The 23,632-nt window shown below is 46.7% G+C and carries 17 protein-coding genes; 15 read left to right on the top strand and 2 right to left on the bottom strand.

The features are described from left to right. Positions 1–519: 519 nt before the first annotated feature. The gene (locus tag V6W81_RS23140; RefSeq protein ID WP_338540500.1) at positions 520–1,875 is read right to left on the bottom strand and encodes a dipeptidase; all 1,356 of its coding nucleotides are present in this window, start codon (positions 1,873–1,875) and stop codon (positions 520–522) included. Between the two features lie 229 nt (positions 1,876–2,104). On the opposite strand from V6W81_RS23140, the gene V6W81_RS23135 reads away from it, so the two are divergent. From V6W81_RS23135 to V6W81_RS23090, 10 genes are all read left to right on the top strand, one after another. After that, entirely contained in the window at positions 2,105–4,510 is a 2,406-nt protein-coding gene (locus V6W81_RS23135; protein WP_338540499.1) for an AraC family transcriptional regulator, read from the top strand. A gap of 56 nt (positions 4,511–4,566) precedes the next feature. Then, positions 4,567–4,746, top strand: coding sequence for a hypothetical protein (locus tag V6W81_RS23130; protein WP_338540498.1), 180 nt, complete (start codon positions 4,567–4,569; stop codon positions 4,744–4,746). A gap of 50 nt (positions 4,747–4,796) precedes the next feature. Further along, positions 4,797–5,771, top strand: coding sequence for an ABC transporter permease (locus V6W81_RS23125; protein WP_145049842.1), 975 nt, complete (start codon positions 4,797–4,799; stop codon positions 5,769–5,771). Between the two features lie 23 nt (positions 5,772–5,794). Next, positions 5,795–6,682 (top strand): carbohydrate ABC transporter permease, encoded by an 888-nt coding sequence (locus V6W81_RS23120; RefSeq protein ID WP_056702765.1) that lies wholly within the window; start codon positions 5,795–5,797, stop codon positions 6,680–6,682. 12 nt (positions 6,683–6,694) lie between these two features. Next, the gene (locus V6W81_RS23115; protein WP_338540497.1) at positions 6,695–8,206 is read left to right on the top strand and encodes an extracellular solute-binding protein; all 1,512 of its coding nucleotides are present in this window, start codon (positions 6,695–6,697) and stop codon (positions 8,204–8,206) included. A 209-nt stretch (positions 8,207–8,415) separates the two neighbouring features. Continuing rightward, the gene (locus V6W81_RS23110; protein WP_338540496.1) at positions 8,416–11,766 is read left to right on the top strand and encodes a glycosyl hydrolase; all 3,351 of its coding nucleotides are present in this window, start codon (positions 8,416–8,418) and stop codon (positions 11,764–11,766) included. 104 nt (positions 11,767–11,870) lie between these two features. After that, positions 11,871–13,487 (top strand): glycoside hydrolase family 43 protein, encoded by a 1,617-nt coding sequence (locus V6W81_RS23105; protein ID WP_338540495.1) that lies wholly within the window; start codon positions 11,871–11,873, stop codon positions 13,485–13,487. Positions 13,488–13,588: 101 nt separating this feature from the next. Next, a complete protein-coding gene (locus V6W81_RS23100) occupies positions 13,589–14,875 on the top strand; it encodes a Gfo/Idh/MocA family protein (RefSeq protein WP_310141919.1) in 1,287 nt (428 codons plus the stop codon). Positions 14,876–14,992: 117 nt separating this feature from the next. After that, positions 14,993–15,826: a polysaccharide deacetylase family protein gene (locus tag V6W81_RS23095; RefSeq protein WP_338540494.1), complete on the top strand. Its 834-nt coding sequence runs from the start codon at positions 14,993–14,995 to the stop codon at positions 15,824–15,826. Next, complete coding sequence (locus V6W81_RS23090) at positions 15,736–18,054, top strand: glycoside hydrolase family 88/105 protein (RefSeq protein WP_338540493.1); 2,319 nt, start codon at positions 15,736–15,738, stop codon at positions 18,052–18,054. Before V6W81_RS23095 ends, V6W81_RS23090 begins: the two co-directional genes overlap by 91 nt. A 212-nt stretch (positions 18,055–18,266) precedes the next feature. Here V6W81_RS23090 and V6W81_RS23085 read toward each other — a convergent pair whose 3' ends face one another. Next, positions 18,267–19,142, bottom strand: a complete 876-nt coding sequence (locus tag V6W81_RS23085; RefSeq protein WP_338544054.1) for a DUF72 domain-containing protein — start codon at positions 19,140–19,142, stop codon at positions 18,267–18,269. Between the two features lie 235 nt (positions 19,143–19,377). On the opposite strand from V6W81_RS23085, the gene V6W81_RS23080 reads away from it, so the two are divergent. The 5 genes from V6W81_RS23080 to V6W81_RS23060 all read left to right on the top strand — a co-directional run bounded on the left by V6W81_RS23080 (position 19,378) and on the right by V6W81_RS23060 (position 23,559). After that, the gene (locus tag V6W81_RS23080) at positions 19,378–20,124 is read left to right on the top strand and encodes a class I SAM-dependent methyltransferase (protein WP_145049855.1); all 747 of its coding nucleotides are present in this window, start codon (positions 19,378–19,380) and stop codon (positions 20,122–20,124) included. A 21-nt stretch (positions 20,125–20,145) separates the two neighbouring features. Then, a complete protein-coding gene (locus V6W81_RS23075) occupies positions 20,146–21,135 on the top strand; it encodes an MBL fold metallo-hydrolase (protein WP_338540492.1) in 990 nt (329 codons plus the stop codon). A 237-nt stretch (positions 21,136–21,372) separates the two neighbouring features. Then, positions 21,373–21,783, top strand: a complete 411-nt coding sequence (locus V6W81_RS23070) for a hypothetical protein (RefSeq protein WP_338540491.1) — start codon at positions 21,373–21,375, stop codon at positions 21,781–21,783. Then, positions 21,780–22,829 carry an FAD:protein FMN transferase gene (locus V6W81_RS23065; RefSeq protein ID WP_338540490.1) on the top strand — a complete coding sequence of 350 codons (1,050 nt, stop codon included), beginning with the start codon at positions 21,780–21,782 and terminating at the stop codon, positions 22,827–22,829. Before V6W81_RS23070 ends, V6W81_RS23065 begins: the two co-directional genes overlap by 4 nt. 70 nt (positions 22,830–22,899) lie before the next feature. Next, a complete protein-coding gene (locus V6W81_RS23060; protein ID WP_338540489.1) occupies positions 22,900–23,559 on the top strand; it encodes a ferric reductase-like transmembrane domain-containing protein in 660 nt (219 codons plus the stop codon). Positions 23,560–23,632 lie beyond the last annotated feature (73 nt).

The following is a 23,632-nucleotide window of genomic DNA, read 5'->3' as shown; positions in this document are numbered from 1 at the left end:
TAAATCCCGCCAACCAAGTTAAACCAAGAACTCTAAACGTCACCCCAACCCTCTAAAACCAAAAATCAAAAATCAACTCCCAAACCCCAAACCCCAAACCCCAAACCCCAAACCCCAAACCCCAAACCCCAAACCCCAAAAGAACAAAAATACCTAAAATCCTAAATCCTAAAATCCTAAATCCTAAATCCTAAATCCTAAAAGCAATCTAATCTATAACAGTAATAAAAATAATTTCTAAACCAAAAAAAGCAAACGACCCGAAGGCCGTTTGCTTATAACCCCTATACACTCCTCCTAAAGGTGGGGCTCTTATCTTAAAATCAGTTCACGGTGCAGCAACGTAGTGGAGGGGACGAAATCGATTCTGGAGAAGCGGAGCGTTCGCCTTTATCCCCGTGATTTCTCCCTTTAGAAAAGGGAATCGAAGAAATCTGGGGATAACAGCGATCGTAAGAACGATTCGTCACCGGAACGTCTACGATGCACGCCCCCAGTGATCTGCTTTTAACTAAAATGCTACAAACTTTTCAAAAACTGAACAATCGTAAGCAACCCTTTGTCGAAGTTCTCCAGGTTGAAGTGCTCATTCGGTGCATGAAGGTTCTCATCAGGCAAGCCGAAGCCCATCATGACAGCCGGAACTTCAAGTACACGTGAGAGTTTCTCAACAATCGGAATGGAGCCGCCATCTTTTGTGAAGAGGGCACGCACACCATATACTTGCTCATAGGCATCTGCTGCTTTTTGCAGAATAGGGTCGGATGGATCTGTATTGAATGCAAAAGCTTTCTCAATCTGTTTCACTTGTAACGTTGCACCAGGTTGAACGTGAGCACGTAGATGTGCCTCGATACGATCGAGCACCTGTTGCGGATCTTGATCAGCTACAAGGCGGCATGTAATTTTAGCATGAGCCTCTTTTGGAATAACCGTTTTGGAGCCTTCACCTTGGAATCCACCCCATACGCCATTCAGTTCCAGGGTTGGACGTGCTCCAACGCGTTCCACGAACGAGTAACCTTCTTCACCATACAACTGCTCCAGACCAAGATCCTGACGAAGCTGTTCTTCGTTGAAGCCTTGCTTCACGAATTCTTCTCTCATCTCAGGGGACAGTGGCAGAACGCCATCGTAGAAGCCATCTACACTCACGCGTCCTTGTTCGTCATGCAATGAAGCGAGCAGGGAAACGAGTGCATGCAGTGCATTTGGAACACCGCCACCAAACGAACCTGAATGCAGATCCGTGTTAGCAGTGAACAGATCCACATGAAGCGAGCAGAGACCACGCAGCCCTGTAGAGATCGCGGGCTTGCCTTTTTCGAGCAAGGAGGTGTCGGAGATGAGTACCATGTCAGCACGCAGCTTGTCCGTATTGTCATTGAGATAGATCGGCAGGTTCGGGCTGGAAATCTCTTCTTCACCTTCGATGCAGAACTTCACGTTAACAGGGAGTTCCTTGTTCTCTGCCAGCAAAGCTTCTACCGCTTTAATATGTAAGAAAATTTGTCCTTTATCATCCGTTGCTCCGCGAGCATATAACTTCCCGTCACGTACGGTAGGCTCGAATGGAGGTGTGTCCCACAGGTTAAGTGGATCAACAGGCTGTACATCATAGTGACCATAGATCAATGCGGTTGGTTTGCCAGGTGCATGCAAATGATCAGCATACACAATCGGGTGTCCTGCTGTTTGAATAACCTCAACATTCTCCATGCCTGCACGCGTAAGTGCATCTGCTGCCCACTGTGCTGCACGGTTAATGTCCTCTTTATGTTCCGAAATGGCTGAGATACTTGGAATGGATAACCATTCATTCAGTTCGGCCAGGTGTTTATCTCTGTTTTGTTGAAAATACGTTTGTTCTTTCATTATTAATAAGCCTCCTTCATGTTCTGCTTCATCCTATTGTAATCCATTTTTACGGGTTAATAAAACATTGGTTAAAAAACGTTACACTAAATCTCGTTTCATTCACTGGGAAATATTGAGTATAATATAAAAAAAAGATGCCATTCACAGATCATACAAACCATTCAGTAAGGAGATGGAGCAGTTCCCATGACAGACAGATTACTCACAAGCAGGCAGGTGACCGCTGATGGAGCCAACTAGTCGTGTACGGGACATGGGTCGTTTTTTTCGTTTGTCAGGAAGATGGACGAGGCGACAGAAGGGGCGTTTCTATCGAAACAGCCTAATGCTTATTTTGTTGATCGCGAGCATTCCCGGTCTGATTACAGGAATTGTGATGTATGGGTTGGTCGTGAATCAGATGGAGAAAGAATTCAATCAGATGCACCAGAACCAGATTGAGAACCGGGCGCGGAATGTAGATGATCAGCTCGCCTATTTGGAGATGACCTTATCGCACTGGGCTTTCGAACCCAGATTCGGCAATGCACTCCGGACGCTGGATTTTGTATATTTTTTCAAAGAAACACAAGAGATTGTAACGACATTGTACGTTCTTCAGGGCTCGCATCCGTTAATTCAATCTGCACAGCTATATTTGAGGGAACCGCAGCCGATCTTATTCAATCGGGAGTATAACGAACTGAAGGATGAGGCGCAGATTGAGGCGTATGATCGATACCTGAGCATGGGCAATCATGTGTATTGGACAGATTGGGTATCTGGTCAACAGGAAATTAAGCAATCTCTGACCTCTAATACCAGCTTGTTACATACAGGTGCAAGTGATGCTCTCGTTCTTGTACATAAAATTCCGGGAGAAAGTGTCAACCCGTTCGGTGCCCTAGTCATCACACTGGATAACCAAAAGATCGCAAGTTTATTGAAAACGCTTACCCCATATGATGAAGGGCTAACTTTTCTGATGGATGCCGAAGGCAATACATTGATTACGGGTAATACAGACGTAGGCGCTAAGGATCCAGCCTTTGAACAGCAGCTCAAAGAAGCAGTCGCCCTGCACAAGGATAGTCATTCTTTTCTATTCAAATATGAGGATCAGACCTATTCCGTATCATCCGGCTCGTTAAGCCGAATCGATGCAGATTGGACATACGTATCCGCAGCTCCATTGACCTCGGTTACTTCACCCGTCAAGCTGGTATCCAAAATTATTGTGATTGCGAGCATAGGCAGTCTAGTATTGGGGCTACTACTGTCGTGGTTTGCTTCACGTCGAATCTATTCACCGGTTGCACGGATGGTTCACCTGTTGACGCCTGGAAGAAACGAAGCATCTGCCGGTGTGAAATTAGACGAATTCCAACTGTTGGAGCAGCACTGGAATGAACTGACTTCAGATCGTCTAACAGCTCACCGCCAGCTACAAGAACAACTGCCGCATCTGCGGGACAGCTTTGTATTACAACTGGTACAAGGTCATCTATACGCATACAACGAGCAGGATCTACGCCAACGCATGACTAACCTTGGATCTGAGGTCGAAGGTCAGCAGTTTTTGTTATTACAGATGTATTTTACAGGACATGTAACATTACGAGAACGGTTTGGCAGCCGGGATACAGGGCTGATCACGTTTGCCGCTGTTAATATTATAGAAGAGGTGGCGAAGGGTTATTTTAGCCAAATTAGTGTGATGAATTTCCACGATCTATCCTCGGCGATGTTAATTATGGCTCCAGAAGAGCATTCCTTGAAGCCACAAGCATTGTTGTGGGGAGAGGAATTGATGGAAGTGATTCACCGAACGCTGAAAATGCAGGTGACCGTAGTGGTCAGCCGCCCAGCCGTAACGTTGCAGGAATTACCGAGTTTATTCGTAGAGATGGAGCAAGCGGTCGTTTATCGAAGTGTGGAGGCGGGCAGCCAAATCCTTGATCTAGATGATGAGCAATGCTTCAATCAAACGGAAGGAGCAACCTATCCGCTTGGACTGGAACGCGACCTTATTCAAGCGCTGAGATTAGGGAAGCGGGATGAGGCAGAACGGGGAATGGAGCAATTTTTGACTGAGGTGACCCGAACCGATAGTACGGAATTTCAGGTACAGCAGATGATGCTTCAGTTATTGGGCAGTATTCAACATGTCATGCTGCAAACGGGCGTTATCCCCTACCAGCTGTTCGGCGGCTGTAACATGTATGAACGACTGTCGAGTATTCGTGAACCAGCACAGATGATGCAGTGGATGAAGGAGAAAGTGATTAGACCGTATATGCAAGAGATCGAGCTTAGATCTCAAGAACCGCTTAAGCAGGTGGTGGAGCGTACGATGCAGTACATTGATGACAACTACAGCAACGATATATCGTTGGAAGCATGCGCTGATCTGGAACAGATGACGCCTTATGCTCTCAGCAAGGCATTTAAACAGATCTCAGGAATGAATTTTATTGATTATTTGACCCAGGTACGTATGGAGACCGCCAAAAAGTTATTACGTGAGACATCGATGAAAATCAATGATGTTGCAAGCGCAGTAGGATACCAGCATAGTTATTTTAATCGAATCTTCAAAAAACAAGAGGGTTCTACACCGAGCCAGTATCGGGATCAGTGGTTTACATCTTAATCGATTTTCAGAAGCTTGTTTAGCCGGGATTCCATATAGGGATTCCGTTTTTTTATATGTTTTATAAAGGTGGCTGGGGTGCAAATACAAAGAAAGAGAAGACGGCAAAAATGTGCAATCCTCTTCTTCAAAATGTTGCTAATCAAGAGCGCTATTGGCGCTATACCGGACGTTGTGCAGGTTTGGAAAGGGCTGAGCAAAAAATGAAGGTTGCCGAAAATAAGCACGCTGTATAGTCTGAGTATCAGATAATTTGATAACGCTTACATGAATGGAGGGAGAGGGCATGAACGGGAAGAATGGAAGTGCTGCTACAACAACGCAGGCGGACATTTCTAGTTACTCCGTAAAGCGGGAGTCTAACTGGAAGCGGCAGATCAAGCGAAATAAATGGTTATACGTACTTGTGCTTCCCGGTTTTCTGTACTTTGTGATCTTTAAATACTTGCCCATGTGGGGAATCGTTATTGCTTTTCAGGATTATCAGCCTTTCCTAGGGATTCGCGATAGTGAATGGGTAGGGTTTGAGAACTTTACGACCTTTTTCTCGAATCCAGACTTTTTCCGATTGCTACGGAATACGTTGCTTCTTGCCTTATACGATCTCATTTTCTTTTTCCCAGCACCGATCATTATTGCACTCCTATTAAATGAGATTCGAACAGCCTTTTTCAAAAGAACGATTCAGACGCTCGTATATGTACCACACTTTGTATCTATGGTGATTATCGCCAGTATCACTTATGTATTTCTGACACCTCAGGGCGGAGTGCTGTATGAGCTAATTGCGATGATCACGGGTAAACCCATAGATGTCCTATCCAGCCCGGATACGTTCCGACCGCTGATCATTATTCAGATGATGTGGAAGGAGATGGGGTGGGGGACAATCATTTTCCTTGCAGCTCTTGCGGGAGTAGATACAGAGCAGTATGAAGCATCCATTGTGGATGGGGCAGGACGTTTACGCCGAATGTGGCATATTACCCTGCCAGCGATTCGTACCACGATTGTTATATTGCTCATTCTAAGACTCGGAAACTTTCTGGACACAGGATTCGAGCAGATTTATCTGATGACGAACTCACTGAACCGGGACGTCGCGGATGTGTTCGATACCTATGTGTACACCGTGGGGATTACGCAAGGTGCGTTCAGCTACAGTACGGCCGTTGGACTCTTTAAGTCTGTTGTGGGGATTATATTGGTCCTTGGTAGTAATAAGCTTGCCAAAAAGTTTGGTCATCCCGGTATTTACTAATAGACCTTAGGAGGTAACCGCTCATGAACAGTCGTCTGTACAACAGCCCTGCTGGCAGAGTATTCGATGTGCTCAACTACATCATGCTCGGCGTTCTGGGGTTACTAACCGTTCTTCCTTTCTTGTATATTATAGGGAATTCATTCGCGACCGAAGCTGAAATTACCGAACGCAGTTTTTTCCTTATCCCTAAGGTGTTCTCTCTTAGCGCATATGAGTATATTTTTTCATCCTCCACGATGTTTCGAAGTATTGGTGTATCCATCTTCATTACCGTTGTAGGTACGTTCGTTAACTTATTCTTCACATTGACGATGGCGTACCCGCTGTCTCGCAGCGACTTCTGGGGACGGAATATGCTAATGAATATGGTCATTTTCTCCATGTTGTTTGGGGGAGGCATGATCCCAACGTATCTCGTCATTCGTGGTCTTGGATTGCTTGATTCCTACTGGTCTTTGATGCTTCCTGGCGCGATCAGCGCTTTTAACCTTATTGTTGTCAAAAACTTTTTTCAACAGATGCCGCCTGGGCTAGAGGAAGCGGCTCGCATCGACGGCTGTTCTGATCTTGGGGTGCTGTGGCGTATTGTTTTGCCATTGTCCAAACCGGTTATTGCTACATTTGCGTTATTCTACGCCGTAGGACATTGGAACAACTTTTTCTCCGCATTGCTCTACATTTCCGACAGTACCAAATGGCCGCTGCAAGTCATGTTACGACAAATTGTACTGCTGTCGCAGGCCAGTGTTGGAGATATGGCGAACATGGATCCCAACTTTGTTAAACCACCGGAACAATCTGTAAAAATGGCGGTCATCGTTGTGGGTACGATCCCGATCTTGCTGGTGTACCCGTTCTTGCAAAAGCATTTTGCCAAAGGTGTCATGCTCGGTTCAATTAAAGGCTAAGGGGGAGAATGTATGGGACAACCAAAAACAGGATTGAAGAAAATGGCTATTGTACTTTGTGCATCTATGTTATTAAGTACGGTGCTCGCTGCATGTAGTGGAGAACAACAATCGAATACGGGGGAAGCGGCAGGCGGCACAGATCAGTTGACGATCATGCTCCCTAATTTTGAAGCAGAGAATCCACCGGAGAATAGTCCGGTTGTACAGAAGCTAGAGGAGCTGACCAAGGTCGATGTTAACCTTCAATGGGTGCCCAGCAGTTCGTATGAAGACAAATTCAATATCACCTTAGCTTCAGGCAAGTTGCCGGATATTATGGTGGTACTAGGTAAGTCGCCGAGTTTTATCAACGCAGCTCGAACAGGAGCATTCTGGGAGCTTGGCCCTTACTTGAAGGATTATCCAAACCTCAGCCAAATGAATGAGATCATTACGAACAATGCTTCGATTGATGGCAAAACGTACGGCATATACCGGGCTCGCGCTCTGGGACGCAACGGGGTAACGATTCGCAAGGACTGGCTGGAGAATCTGGGGCTTCAAGAACCGAAAACGATTGATGAATTCTACAATGTATTGAAAGCGTTCACGAATGATGATCCAGACGGAAATGGCAAACAGGACACCTACGGGCTGGTGGCAAGTAAATTCACAGGTCCATGGGATAACATGCAGGTATGGTTTGGCGCACCGAACAAATGGGGCGAGGATAGCAGTGGAGCTTTAGTTCCAGCACATGATACACCGGAGTATATGGAGGCATTGCAATTCTTCCGCAAAATTTACAGTGAAGGTCTGGTGAACAAGGACTTTGCAGTAATGGATGCAACGAAACTTCCAGATCCATTTGTAAATGGGCAGGCTGGCGTCATGGTGGATGTGGCAGATAATGCACAACGTATGGATCAGAAGATCTTGGAGAAAGATCCAACAGCTACAGGACGTGTGGATGTACTGCAAGCGATGGAGGGGCCAAAAGGTCTGCGTGATATGCCAACGTCTGGTTACTCTGGGATGATCGTTATTTCCAAGAGCGGTGTGAAAACGGAGGAAGATCTGAAGAAGGTACTGACCTTCTTGGATCAATTGAATGAACCAGAGCTTCAGGCATTACTCGGCAACGGGTTAGAAGGTCAGCAGTATGAGAAAAAAGGCGACTACATCATACCTACAACAGATAAACTGGCACTGCGGGATGTACAGGGATTGAATCAGATTCTGATGTTTATCCCTGAGGACAAAACGTTACGTATAGAACAAACTCCTGTTCGACAAAAGGTTGCTGAGGTTCAGAAGGCCAATGAAGAGATTGTCATCGCGAACCCAGGTGAACCACTGATCTCGGATGTATACGCGCAGAAGGGGCCACAGCTTGATAACATCATCAATGATGCTCGTATTAAGTTCATTGTAGGACAGATTGATGAGCAAGGCTTCCAGGATGCGGTTGCTCTGTGGAGAAAGAGCGGCGGTGACGACTATGTCAAAGAAGTAAATGAGCTATACGCTGCGCTCAAATAGTCTTTATAGTAAAGCCCGGTTGCCGTTAGTGTCGTTGTGCAGGCGGCCGGGTTATTCAATATTCAACCATTTTAACAATTTTTTTGTGAATTATGGCTTCCCACCATTCGATTTTGTTGTATAATCAAAGCGAAACAAACCCATTTGAACTAAAATGAACGATAATGGAAGATGAACAACCACTCTTATGTATTTGGGAGGAAGGCGACATGTGGAACGGGGATGCTTTTGAAAATCCCGAGGCGCAGTACCGGGTTCATCCCTTTTGGTTTTGGAATGGGGATATGGAAGAAAGCCAGATTAAGCATCAGATCGCAGAAATGCATAAGCAGGGCGTGGGTGGATTCTTTATATGTCCGCGTCAGGGACTACAGATTCCTTATTTATCTGAAGCATGGTTTGATAAGGTCAAAGTAGCTACCCAAGCTGCGGAGGAACTTGGCATGCAGGTCTGGTTGTATGACGAATTTCCATATCCGAGTGGTATGGCTGGGGGCGAGGTAACACTTGAATTCCCGGAAGCGAAGCAGCGTCAGCTTATCCATCATCATCTGAATGTACAAGGTGACACATTGCTCGATCATGAGCTACCCTGGGGACGTGTGTTACATGCCATAGCTGTTCCTAAGGATGCACAAGGTGAACGCTCATGGCATGAATCCATTAATCTACGAGGATTCATTGGTAATGTACAGACAGATCAGGTGTACCAGGAGACGGGTCTCACTTCGTATAACCGCAAGCGATTTTTTACATACCATACAGCTTTTCGCTTGTTGTGGAAGGCTCCGGCTGGAGAATGGGAAGTTATTGTATTTCAAGAAGAAGAGATCGATGATTTTAAATATTACGGGAATTTTGTTGACCCTTGCCATCAGGAAGCCATGAGTCGTTTCATCGAACTCACGCATGATCGCTACAAGTCAGCTTTTGGAGAACGATTTGAAAGCGTAATCAAAGGTGTGTTTTCGGATGAAATTGCACCTCTTGGGAAGATTCCATGGTCACCACAATTGCCTCGTTATTTCGGTGAACGTTGTGGTTATAGCCTCATTGAGTCTCTACCTGCGCTGTTGTATGGGGATGTTCCGGATTTTGAGCGAATCCGATATGACTATTATCAATCCCTGCACCTCTTGCTCCGTACTTCTTATCATAAGCAAGTTCACGACTGGTGCGAACAGGCTGGAATTCAATATGCGGCAGAGGTTCCTGGTGTGCGTATGACAACACAGTTATACAGCCACATGCCAGGTGGCGACTCCGCCCATGAGAAGATCGGACGTTCGTTGTCTTGGATTCTTGAACGCTACGGAAAAAGAATGCGCGATAATCCCAAAATGGTCAGCTCACTAGCTAGACAACTGGGACGGGAACGAAATCTGATTGAATGTTTCCACAGTGTAGGCTGGTCAATGACCTTGCAGGATGCCAAATGGATGATTGACCGAATGGCGGCCATGGGCACAAACTTTTTCAACTTTCATGCTTTTTTCTACACAATTGGTGGGCTGGCGAAGCATGATGCTCCCCCTTCGCAGTTTCTGCAAAACCCGTACTGGGAACACTTTCGGGAACTCGGTGACTATACCGGAAGATTAGGTTACCTGATGAGCACAGGGGCAGCCGATATCCGTATCGCCGTGCTCGATCCAACGACTACACTCTGGAGTTTAATGGGGAATCCGTTGCATGGTTTTGAATACAGCGGAGAAGACGAAGCAGAAAAGGCAAGACTGGAAAGGCTCACCAATGACTGGATGAGGATCACTACGCACTTATTACAGAGCAGACGGGATTATGATCATCTTGATCCTGAACTTCTGGCGGAAGCCCAATTGGTGGATGGCAGGATTGAGATAGGCACAGCTCGTTATGAGGTATTGATTCTTCCACCCATGCTGAATTTGGAAGCAGCGGCGTGGAAACAAGTGAAGCATTGGGTATTACAGGGTGGGATCGTTATCTCTGTTGGGTTGCCTCCATATATACCCATTCAGCAAGGAAGCCCTGCAGGGGATGAAGCAGCGAGATTTTTCGGAGCTGGCGAACATCCAGAGATACAGTATTGGGATAATGGGCAAGACGAACAGGACGAAGGTAAGTCTCTATGGCGGCGCGGAGAAGGAAAGGCTTATTTCCTCCCTACGGCAGGTAGTGATTCAATAAATCGGGCTGTACTCGAGTCGATGTCCTTGCTTCTGGATGAAATTCTGCCTGAACCCGTACGTTGGGTGATGGAGAAGGAAAGTTCATCACTGCTTATGCAGACCAGACAATTGTCTAAAGGCGAATACATGGTCTTTTTAACTAATCAGGAAGATCAGTGCTTAGAAGGTGAATTGAAGGTCACAGTTGATGCATTATGGGCGGTTGCTGAACGCTCACCAAGTAGAGGCTTGCGGGTAGAGCGACTAGATTTGGAGCAAGGACAACGGTGTCCACTCCCCATTCATCATCGTGCAGACGAAGGGTATATTTCGCTACAGCTCGCACCTTATGAGGCACATGCTATAAGACTAACATGGGATGATGAGCACGGTTCAGCAGAAGAACAGTTCACAGAGAATACGGAGAAGAAGGAATCCGCTCTCAGTGTAAGTACTGTGGTTGCAAGCATTGATGAAGTTCATTCAATAACCATCCCTTCGGAGGGACCTTGGCGATTTGAAACGGTGCAGCCTAACGTGCTGCGTATGGGACATTTCCACCTCACAGCTAAAAATTACAACGGTGTAATTTTTGAGAATGGCCACTCTGAGGTCAAGCCATTCATTGATCAGGCCGCAGAATGTTCAGTGCATAGCTCACTTCCGCTCCAGTTTAATCAAGTATTCGGCACACCGAAGAAGCCAACTATTGCTTATCCATTGGAGTGTCACTACGCAACTTCGTTTGAACTAAGAACAGCTCTAGCGGATTGTTTATTATTCATGGATCGAGCGGCAATTTCGGGTGACTGGACGTTGATGATTAATGATCATGCTATCCGCCCTGATGCGTTCAAGTCGGCCCAGATTACGGATTTTGACAATATCGGTTATGACATTACACCATGGTTGCACAGCGGTCTTAACGAACTGAAGGTTACCGTTCAGATTACGAAGGATGAAGACGGAATCGTTGACCCTTTGTACTTACAAGGACGATTTGGAGTGGAGTTTCATCATGAGGGTATGGCTTCCTTAGTTAGGGAACCAGACACGGCCGTGCAGATTCAACCGGAGCCTCAGGCGTTATATCCACATTTTGCTGGAGAGATGATCTACAAGCGAAGCCTTTGTTTAGATCAACGGAGTCCAGATATTCCGTTCTTCGAACTGGAATTCAGCGATTGGCGAGTTCAGGATGTTACCGAAGTTCTGGTCAATGGATATAGCCTCGGTGTGCGCTGCTGGTCTCCTTATCGCTGGAGAGGCCAATCTTCATGGCTTCGCGCTGGAGATAATGAGATTGAAGTACGTGTGACCAATACATTAGTAGGTTTGCTTGAAGGCACGTATTTTGATTCCTCTAGTCATCAGCTTCGGGAAGCAGGTTGGAGACAGGCTGATGGATAGATTGTCCAAACTTGCTTTCATGATAGCGCTTTAAACTTGCATCAGGATGAATTAAATAAATGGAGTAATCACTACTTTGGAGCCAAAAGGAAGGGAGTAATCTAATGGCTACATCTCAATCCAGTCTAGAAAGGTTTGAACCGATCTGGGTCGCAGATCAGGGGGACGGAACCTATCGTAATCCGATTCTGCACGCAGACTATTCGGATCCGGATGTCATTCGTGTAGGCGATGACTTTTACATGACTGCTTCTAGCTTCTCGCATACACCAGGATTACCGATTTTGCATTCAAAAGATTTGGTGAATTGGAAGCTCGTGAATTATGCCATTGAACGCTTGGATCTTCCGGGGTATGACGTTCCTCTACATGGTAAAGGTGTGTGGGCACCAAGCATCCGCTACCATGACAACAAGTATTGGATCTTTTTCAGTACACCAGACGAAGGCATTTTCATGACAACGGCAACACATCCTGAGGGAACCTGGTCACCTCTTCATATGGTGCATGAGGTTAAGGGGTGGATTGACCCTTGCCCATTATGGGACGATGACGGGCAGGCTTACCTGGTGCATGCATTTGCCAACAGCCGCTGTGGGATCAAAAGCAAACTTCAGGTATGCCGTATGGCACCGGATGGAAGCCGGCTTTTGGATAAAGGAACGATCGTATTTGACGGTACAGAGCATCATCCTACGATAGAAGGTCCCAAGTTTTACAAGCGTGATGGAGATTATTATATCTTCGCTCCAGCGGGTGGGGTGAAACCGGGATGGCAGACCGTGTTACGGTCGAAGCAGGTGTTTGGCCCGTATGAAGATCGAATTGTCATGCATCAGGGCTCTTCGTCTATTAATGGTCCGCATCAAGGTGGATATGTAGAGCTGGATTCAGGGGAGTCTTGGTTCATTCATTTTCAAGATCGTGATGCGTATGGACGGATTGTTCATCTACAGCCCATGCAATGGGATGAACAGGGCTGGCCTATCATTGGCTTGGATCAGGAAGGCCATGGAACCGGTGAACCTGTAATCGTGCATAAGAAGCCCGACGTAGGAAGCACGCACCCCGTAGTTGTGCCCGAAGTCTCCGATGATTTTACAGCGGATCGTCTAGGACTTCAGTGGCAATGGCAGGCTAACGCACAACCTGAATGGGCTGATCTGAATCCAGAAAAAGGACTTGTTTTGCACGCGCTTCCATATCCTGAGGGTGTGCAATCTCTATTTGGTGTTCCACAGCTATTGATGCAAAAGTTACCGGCGTCAGCCTTTGAAGCTACGACTCAATTGACCTTTCATCCGAAGCAGGCTGGCGATCAAGCAGGACTCGTTTTGTTTGGTGATGCTTATGCCTATCTTTGTCTCACACAGACTGAGGAAGGGATCATTCGTTTATCTCTGAATCGTGGGGAGAAGCAAAAGGATAGTGATCTGCATGCAGACGAATGGGAGGAAGAAGGGCTGGACTGGAAGGAAGAAGGCTCGCCGGATACTGGTTGGTCTATTCATTTGCGGTTTACCCTTGTCGAACCTGGCCATGTACAGTTTAGCTGGAGTGAGGATGGCATGAGTTATACACCGATAGGGACAACATTTGTTGCAACCACTGCATTATGGGTCGGGGCTAAGATGGGACTGTTTGCTATGAATACCAAGTCTGAACCTAGTACAGGCCAAGGGAATTACCGCTATTTTGCCGTAAAGGAAATTCAGGAATAACCGTTATCGCTGCATTATTCTGTTGATCAGCATAAGGCGCGAATACGGATTAAATATAGTCGCATTTATACCTAATCCAACTTAATGAGGAGAGATACACAATGAGCAAAAAAACATATGTACTCGTAGGAACAGGTGGCAGAGCAGGATTTTTCTATACCGCGTTAGCGAAGGAATATAAGGATCGTTCAGAGCTTCTCGCCTTGTGTGATACGAACCAGACTCGGATGGATTATGCCAACAAAGTTTTGACGCAGGATTGCGGATACCACGAGCTACCTACCTATACCGCGGATCGTTTTGAAGAAATGATCGCAGAGCATAAGCCGGATACGGTGATTGTGACCACAGTGGATCGCACACACCATCAATATATTATTAGAGCTATGGAGCTTGGCTGTGATGTAATCACAGAGAAGCCGATGACGGTGGATGAGCAGAAATGTCAGGAGATTTTGGATGCGGTGCAACGTACAGGACGAGATGTGCGTGTAACGTTCAACTATCGTTATGCACCACATCATACGAAAGCGCGCGAATTGATTATGGACGGAGTCATTGGCGATATCCATTCCGTGCATTTCGAGTGGCTGCTGAATACACGTCATGGCGCAGATTATTTCCGCAGATGGCATCGGGATAAGCGTAACAGCGGTGGCTTGCTAGTCCACAAATCAACACACCATTTCGACTTGGTCAATTTCTGGATCGGCTCACAGCCGGAAAGCGTATTTGCATACGGAGATCTGTTGTTCTATGGCAAAGAGAATGCTGAGCGCCGCGGAGAGCAGCATAGCTATGCGAGAGCGACAGGCAACCCGCAGGCAGAGAACGATCCGTTCGCACTGCATTTGGATCAGAGTGAGCAACTGAAGGCGATGTATCTGGATGCAGAGCATGAGGATGGTTATCAGCGCGATCAGAATGTTTTTGGCGATGGAATTAGCATTGAAGATACACTCGGTGTACTTGTTCGCTATAAGAACAAAGCGGTTCTGACATATTCCCTTAATGCTTACATGCCTTGGGAAGGGTATCGCATCGCTTTTAACGGCAGCAAAGGACGTATCGAGATGAATATTGTAGAGCAATCGTATGTCAATGCGGGTGGTGACCGTGCCAATGAAGGAGCGCTCAAAGGTCGCAGTATCACCGTATTCCCAATGTTTGATGCACCTTACGAGGTAGAAGTAGAAGAGGGAGAAGGCGGTCATGGTGGTGGTGATCCGGTGTTGCTGAACGATATCTTTGGTGATCCGGTACCAGACAAATTCAACCGTGCTGCTGACCATGTGGACGGAGCACGCTCTATTCTTACGGGTATTGCAGCCAATAAGGCGATCCGCACAGGGCAGCCTGTACGTATCGATGATTTGGTGAAATTTTAAGCAGGATAAGTGAAATGTCCTCTATGTAGGTTCAACTGTAAACCTTCTTTAGTTGAACCCTATATAGATCTTCTAGATCCAGTTGTAATACTAATTCGGAGGGAGACAGGAACAAAGATGGGACATCGTATCCAGTTTGACCGGTATCCAGGTGGAGTAATGAAAGCGTTGACGTTTAGTTACGATGATGGTGTAGTGCATGATCGCAGACTAGTGGATATTTTCAATCGGTATGGGTTGCGTGGAACATTTAATCTCAATTCCGGCGTACTCGGTAAAGCGGGAAGAATTGATGAAGGTGAGGTTGCAGAGCTATATGCAGGTCATGAGGTGGCTGTACATACTGTCACTCACCCCACGTTGCCGTATGTGCCGGATGAACTGCTCACCGAAGAAATTATGGAAGATCGAAAAGCACTGGAGCGGCTTGTTGATTATCCGGTAAGAGGAATGGCCTATCCCAACGGTGGCTATGATCGTTCACTTAGCACCAAATTAGAGTGGCTAGGCCTAGATTATGCACGAACCGTTGAATCCCATGGGCAATTCACACTGCCTGAACGGCCACTTGAATGGCATCCGACATGCCACCATAATCATGATTTGGACTCACTTACTGAACGATTTATCCAGCATACAAAGACAGGTACACCACTACTCTTCTACGTATGGGGTCACAGCTACGAATTCAATGATAACGATAATTGGGAGATCATCGAACGGTTCGGAGAGCAGATCGGTGGCAGAGACGATATTTGGTATGCGACCAATATAGAGATTATTGCCTACTGGAAAGCAGTGAAGCGACTGGAATGCTCAGCAGATCGTTCGATAATCCATAATCCGTCTTCAATTTCAGTATGGCTAACGGCAGATCAGCAAGTGGTGGAAGTGAAAGGCGGAGAGACGCTACGGTTACAAGAGCGGATCCCGCTTGGGGAAAGGAGCTGACAATCATTCGTTATTTTCATGAGAACGAGGCGATTGCAGGCAAGGTTCATGATTCAATACCCGACGTATTGACGACAGTGGCTCAGCGTTATATGGGGGATCATCCCAAGCATTCCTTTTTATTCAGAGCTTACCACCGGGGTGGTTTCCGTAGGCTTGCAGACTACCGTTACGATCTGAACCTGGATCGGAAATGGAGCGATGCACGTGCAGGACAATATGTATATGTGTGGGGCAAGTTATGGAGTCAGCAGGACACCACATTAAATACAGGTCTGAACTGTTATAGTCCAGTGACCGTCTACGTGAATGGAGAAGAGATTTTCAAATCTGAACTGCTCCAAGAGCTGTATCCAGAACGTAAAACTCAGTTTCCGATCCAGGTAAAATATGGATGGAATGATGTGCTGTTATGTTTTGTGAAAACTGAAGTCGGCTTCGGCGGCATATATGGAACCGCATCGTTCAAAAATTTCCCTCTTCATTTTCTGACACCTGGCATTGACCGTCAGGGTCAGGAAGGATGGCTGTATTCGGAACCTGTGGATGAGCCGCTTACATCACTTCCACATGATGGTATGACCGAAGCGGAGACAGGACTGACATGGTTTCCACGAAGGGAATGGACGGAACAAGAGCTACATGCTGGAAACTTTGGCCGCATATTTGGTACAGCAGAGCCAGCAGTTGCATATGCATGGACAAAACTAGATGTTATGGTGCCGGGGACTGCCCCAGTAATCTTACAAGGTAAACACACAGGTGGGCTCACCTTATTTGTAAACGATCAGGAAGTATATTCCGGAAAGACAAGTGGTGAATTCAAGGTTGAACTTCCACGTAAGTATGGGGCTGTTCATTTAGTTGCCAAAGGCGAATGCTTGGTGGGCGAAGACAGCTGGGGCTTCGAAATAGGTGGTTCAATCTCTGAACCTGCATCCTCTAGGGGGTGGAGGCTAACGTCTCCACATCCTGTTGCAGGATGCGCGGATATTTGGTTGTATACGGGCACCTTTACCCCCGAATCTGCACCAACTGCGGGAGAGATCGTTGTAACCGATAGGGTGTTTGATAACGGCGGTACCGGAGTTTACTGGCATGTAGATCTGCCCGAGACCAGCGTTCGTCCTTATTTGGAGAATACGCATTATGGCAAATGGAATTATCCACTGGGAGTAACCCTGCTTGGTTTGCTTCAGACAGGTCAAGAGCTGAAGCGAGACGATTACGTGCAGTATGTACGAGCGCATATTGAACTGAGCACCTCTTTTGACCGTTATGGATTATGGGATCGATACCATTATGGTGCAGCCGGTATCAACAATCAGCTGTCCGCCATCGACAGTCTTGATGATTGTGGATCATTCGGTTCTACGTTACTGGCGACCATGGCTAGTGGTGAGATCCGCGGCGGACTCGATACAGCACACCGGATTGCTCGTTATATTACGGATGAACAGGAACGGCTGGAGGATGGTGCGTTCTATCGGGCTCGGGGCAGCGGAGAGATGCGTCATGAAACGATGTGGTGTGATGATCTCTATATGAGTACACCGTTTCTGATGCGTTATGGTCAGCTCACGGGAGAAACGTCGTATTGGGACGATGCTATTAAACAATTCTTGCTGTTCCGCAAATATTTATATATTCCACAGCAACAGATCATGTCTCATGTGTATGACTTTGTGCGTGGACGGGCAACAGGTATTCCGTGGGGGCGAGGCAACGGCTGGGTGCTCTTCTCTCTAACCGAGTTGCTGACAATTCTGCCGAATGATCATGAGAAGCGACCGGAGTTGCTTCAGTTTTATCGTGATTTGTGTCAAGGTTTCCTGGCATTGCAGGGGGAGAATGGTCTCTGGCACCAGGTATTGAATCGACCTGATTCGTATGAAGAGACATCCTGTACTTCGATGTTTATCTATGCCTATGCTCGTGGTATCCGAGAGGGTTGGCTAGAAGACTTTGAACCATATTTGCAGGCTGTGCGCAAAGGCTGGGAAGGGATTACGCGTATCTCTATTGATTATCAGGGGAATGTGTATGGCGTATGTCGTGGATCAGGTTACTCCTTCACAGCTTTATATTATCGAGATGATCTGGGCTGGAATCTGAATGATACACATGGCATTGGTATCGTGCTGCTTGCGGGGATTGAGGCTCACAGGATGAACCAGCAACTGAGCCAAGTTGGTTTGCCTACTTCACTTACGGCAGGTCAACGCTAAACGTTCTACATGCTCCCTGTGATATGAAGGAGGGTATCGTGTAATGGGAGTACATGTAGACTATTATGCTATGAAATGAGAAAAGCGGCTAGCTCAAGGGCTGGCCGCTTTTCTACGTGTAAACACAACGATGATCCTGATGAGCAACAAAAGGAATCTTATTTAAGTGCGTGTTCAAAAAGGTCGGTTTTCAGTACCGAGAAGATGCCTCTTCAAAATAATTCGAGTTGTTCTGGCCCTGGCTCCTCTTCGACAATCGTCTTATCGGGAAATGGCTTTATTGGAATATCCAGTAGATCCATCATCATACGTGCATTTGCTGCGGCGTCTCCCCCAGAGTTATTGTTGAAAATAATATATACATCCTTGCTCTGCTCCTGCAATTGCTCTAGATACTCTTTCCATTCCTGTAGCTCTTCCTCGTTATATCGATACAGATAACGGGTCTCGCGCCAATTAGGTGCACCATTCTGGTGCCATCCCGATACGTTTCGTCCGTGCATACGAACGAGTGTCATGTCTGAATCTGTAGCCTGAGGCACAATAGGAATCGAGCCTTGTCCCGCTTGGGGTTCATCGCATACACTGTGAATCCAACCCTGTTCTTTCAGGAAGGATAACGTACGTTCACGCATGGCATCTTCATACCAACTGCGGTGACGGAACTCAATGGCACATGGGATGCCTTCCATCCTCAGTCTAACTTCGCGTAGTTCATTTACATTCTCTCGATTGCAGTCAAACCAAGGCGGGAATTGAAACAGTGCTGCCTGCATTTTGCCAGCCTCCATCATCGGCTCCAATGACTCTCGAAAAGCGTTATACATCTCTGATGTACTATTAAAATAGGGCTTGCCCCGCAGGTGCCCTGTCATTCCCTGATAGGCCTTGACTATAAAAGCAAAGGAATCTGGCGTTTCTGCCGCCCAGCGCGCCATCCGATCCCTAGGTTGAACGGCGTAGAAGGTGCTATCCACCTCAACGGTTGTGAAAAATTGCCCATATAAGGCAAGCTTGTCTTTGGCTTTTGTACGATGTGCATAGAGATCTTCCTGATCTCCCCATCCGGTGAGTCCAATTCGAATGATGATGATCACCTCCAGTGTAATGCAGGAATATCTGAATAATTACCCGGTTCGAACCGCTTCGACTATGTTTAACATTATATCGTGGGGTTTCAGAGCATTCAATGTGAATGAGGCATGGAAGCTTTGAGTTTAAACGATAAAGACGATACAATGACTAGAAGCTTATCATGAAAGTGGAAGTGTACCAGCATATGACAGATAGAAAGGCTATTGACCATATGGAGGGCGAGAAGCAATGACGGAATGGTATGAGAAGAGTTTTGGTGAGGACTATCTACTGGTGTACAAACATCGCGATGTTCAAGGTGCAGTTCATGAAGTACATAAAATGATCAACTGGTTACGGCTTGAGCCTAATTCGAGAGTGCTGGATCTGTGCTGCGGTATGGGGCGACACTCATTGGCACTTGCTGACGCGGGTTTCCAAGTGACAGGTATTGATCTATCTGATGTACTATTGCGCGAAGCGCGAGATATGGATACAGACAACCGTGTTGAGTGGTATCATGCGGACATGCGAGAGTTACCATTAAAAGGTGGCTATGATGCTGTAGTCAATCTGTTTACATCCTTCGGTTATTTCAAGGAAGACGGAGAGCAGCTCAAGGTGCTACAGGTTATTCGCCGAATGCTGAAGCCAGGAGGCAGTTTTATCATTGACTTTATGAACACAGCCTATGTGACTCGTCATCTGGTAGCCCAATCAACCCGTGAAGACGAAGGACAGTACATTGAAGAGTTTCGCAAAATAGAGGATGGATTTGTGCAAAAGGAAATACGTATTACGGACACGACCATACCTGACCAGAAGGCGCGCGTGTATCATGAGCGGGTCAAGTTGTATAGCCGTGAACAATTAAGCCATTTGTTACACGAGGCAGGTCTGATCGTTGATCAGGTTCATGGAGGATATGATGAAGAGAAATATGATGAACAGGAATCGTCACGTATGATCTTTGTCGGTCATCGTCCTGAAGAGTAAGGAATGGAGAGTAATCATTATATGAAGAGATCAGAAGCGATAACCATGCCGGAATACATACAGCGGGTCAAGATAACCATGTCTTTTCCTTTACGTTGGGTGAACAGTTATGTATTACATGAAACGGATGGAACGGTTACGATTGTAGATCCAGGGCCACGTAGCAGTGAGACCGAACTAGAGTGGCAGGAAGCGCTAGCGAGTTTAGGATTATCTTTTCAATCCATTAGCCAAATTGTCTTAACGCATCACCATCCGGATCATCTTGGTTTGTCGGGCTGGCTGCAGCAAAAGACGGGTGCTCCTGTGCGCATGTCTAGTCGATCCATGAAAGAGGCAGAGTACATGTGGGGGCAGGACGCTACCATTAATGTCGTGCTACCTGAATATTATGCACAGCATGGGATGCCTGAAGATAAGGCGAGACAGATTCATGAGCACATGGAGAGCTTTGATTCGCAGATTACGCCTCTTCCCGAGATAACTTCTATAGAAGATGGTGAGTGGTTGGAGATGGGAGGTCGGCGGTGGATGGCTGTGGAAACGGGAGGACATGCTCCAGGGCATTTATCCTTTTACGCTCCAGAGTCGAGAGAGATCCTGTGCGGGGATGCCGTTTTGCCACAGATTTCACCTAATGTAAGTCTTCAGCCTGGAAGTGACCCTCAGCCCTTACTATCTTACATGGAGGGGTTGCATCATCTTGGGGCTCTGGATGTGGAGCGAGCATATCCTGGGCATCGTAATCCGTTTCTTCATTTCAATGAACGAACGGTTCACCTGCTCGCACATCATGAGGAACGCCTTCAGAAGATGGCTGAGCGAGTAGCAGAGGCACCTGTGAGTGCTTATGACCTTTGTTTATTCATGTTTAGCGATCGCTTGAGCACCCATCAGCTACGATTTGCAATGAGTGAAACGTTAGCACATTTACAAGAGCTGGTTCGGAGAGGGCTCGTTGTTCAGCAGGAACAGAGAGACGGTATGTTTTTGTTTAACACCATGAAGTAAGTGCGTGATGATGTGTTACACTTCGTTATCGTGCGTTTAACCATAAGGTTCTGGAACCAGAGATGTTCTCTGACCAGAGCCTTCTTTGTGTTGAAATTTTTTTGGCGGGATCTGTATGGTAAATTCCTTGATCTAACTGTAAAGCTTTAGCCTTTCTTAACGGTTCATTCATCTGCTTTTAAGCCAGCCTACCTATGATAGGAACATGAACTTCACCACAGAAGGTAGGGAAGATCGATGAGAGCAAAACGTAACCAATGGAGAAAATGGCAAGCTTCGGCCGCGGCAACATTAGCGGTGGCTGCACTCTTTCAATATGTAAGATCTTCGGATGCTTTTGACGTCGCTTATGCATCTGCTAATGGAATAGATACAAGTAACACCATCAACAGTGAGGTTGCTACGCGCGATGATGTAATGGATGAATGGAACCACAGTCGAACGGATAGCTCTGATCCGAATCTTCAGTACAACCAAGATTACGGAAACAACCAGAGTCGTGGAGATGGAGATGGGTCAAGTGGTTTGGCACCATACTCCAATTACTCCAGAACTGCGCCAAGTGGCAATTCAACGGATCAACAAAATCAGCAAAATGATTCTAGAACCTTTAGTGGCAGTTATCAGTCACGCACAGGTGCATCATGAGCCGGGTTGAGCAGCCACAGGCAATCCTTCCGCTGGTTTCTCGCTTCCGCGCGATGAATACGGTAATCGAGGTGCAGTTAGTTACGGGGCAGGAGGAAGCCGAGCATGCTGCAGATCTAGTACAGAATTGGTTTGAAACACAGGAGAGACGTTTTAGCCGATTTGTACCGGATAGTGAGCTTAACAGGCTGAATCGCTCTACAGGCTGGTTGCCTGTATCGGCTGCGATGGATGAAGTGCTAAGCCTTGCCTACGGATACATTGGTCAGACGGAAGGCATCTTTCAGCCAGGTATTGCCCAAGCACTTCGTCAGCAAGGATACGATGTAAGCTTTGAACAGTTGCAATCAGACCAGCTTAATACGCAGCTGGATTATAGCCATACAGCACAGCCGTTGTCTTCTACCTCATCAGATGAAAGGTTCGATTACTGTCGTCCTGGGTGGATGCACAGAGAGGGGAGCCGAATGGTTCACTTAGACCCTGGTACTGAGCTGGATCTTGGCGGTATCGTCAAAGGGTGGGCTGTAGAACGTATAGCAGACTGGTTGCAACGTTCACTCCATATCCCTGCTGGGATGATTAATGCGGGTGGTGATATTCAGGTCTGGGGTACACCTGCTCATACCAGCTGGACGCTCTATATCACCGACCCGTTCTTGGAGAAGCGCAATCTGACAGGCAGCATTCAGTTAGATGGTGGAGCAGTTGCGACATCGAGTCTAGCGCGGAGACAATGGTTGCATCCTAGCGGTAACGGTCAAATGGCTCACCATTTAATCGACCCTCGAACGATGCAGTCCGCGAATACGGATATCGTACAGTGTACTGTTCTGGGTCAACACACCTCCCAATGCGAGATTATAGCGAAGACCGTTTGCATTCTGGGAAGTGAAGAGGCGATTCGTTGGTTGAATCGGCATTATGACCGACATGACGTGTTATGGGTAACGCGGGACGGCAGTATGTGGTTCAGAGGAAATACAGAAAAGTTAGCTGAGCGCTGGCCTGGCTTTGATCCCGATCACCGTTTTAGCCTAATTTAAGAGGTTGTTCAAAAAGTCGCTTGAACGCGCAGTTTAGACGACAATTCTATCGGATGTGGGGGAGCCGCTTATGGCACAATGGATTGTAGATTATCTACCAACCTGGAGTTTAATTCGAATTAGTGGTATAGCCGCCTATCTATTGCTCTTTGCAGGTGTGTTTCTAGGCATTGCTCAAGGCATGCCGGCAGCAAAGGGAAAGCCAAAAGCGGTGATGTATAAATGGCATACGAGAACCACATGGCTCGCATTTGGATTAGGACTTGCTCATGCGTTAATCTTGTATATTGATCATTACAGTCCGTTTAGCTGGAGTGAATTGTTGATTCCATTTACAGCCTCGGTGCATCCGATTGGAAGTGGACTAGGTACGTTGTCTTTTTATGGACTGGTCATTGTTTTACTGTCTAGTGATCTTCGTAACAAGCTTGGCCGCAAATGGTGGTTTATCTTCCATATGTTGTCCTATCCGGTGTTCGTCGGCTTACTCATCCATGGATTTGTGACAGGCTCGGATTCCAGTAACGTATGGATGCGATTGTTGTACGTATTCACTGGTTTGAGTATGATCGGAATGACCGTGTTGCGTGGTTTGATGCGGGAGCGCAAAGGACCTGAGATTACGATCGGCCGCAAATCCGTACAGCCTGAGTCTACCGTGGAACGGAACTGGAGTGAGCTATATCAGTTGGCAAAAGTAGGGGTAGGCAGACAGGAACATTTGAAATAGTTTTGTGGACAAAGTTGGCTCTACGGAGCCAATTTTTTTGTTTTTTTGTAAGTAGTTTGGAATAGCTCCTATC

Source organism: Paenibacillus tundrae (assembly GCF_036884255.1).
In the GTDB taxonomy this organism is placed as follows: Bacteria; Bacillota; Bacilli; order Paenibacillales; family Paenibacillaceae; genus Paenibacillus.
The sequence above is the reverse complement of the archived record's forward strand: the minus strand, read 5'-3'. Positions and strand labels throughout refer to the sequence as shown.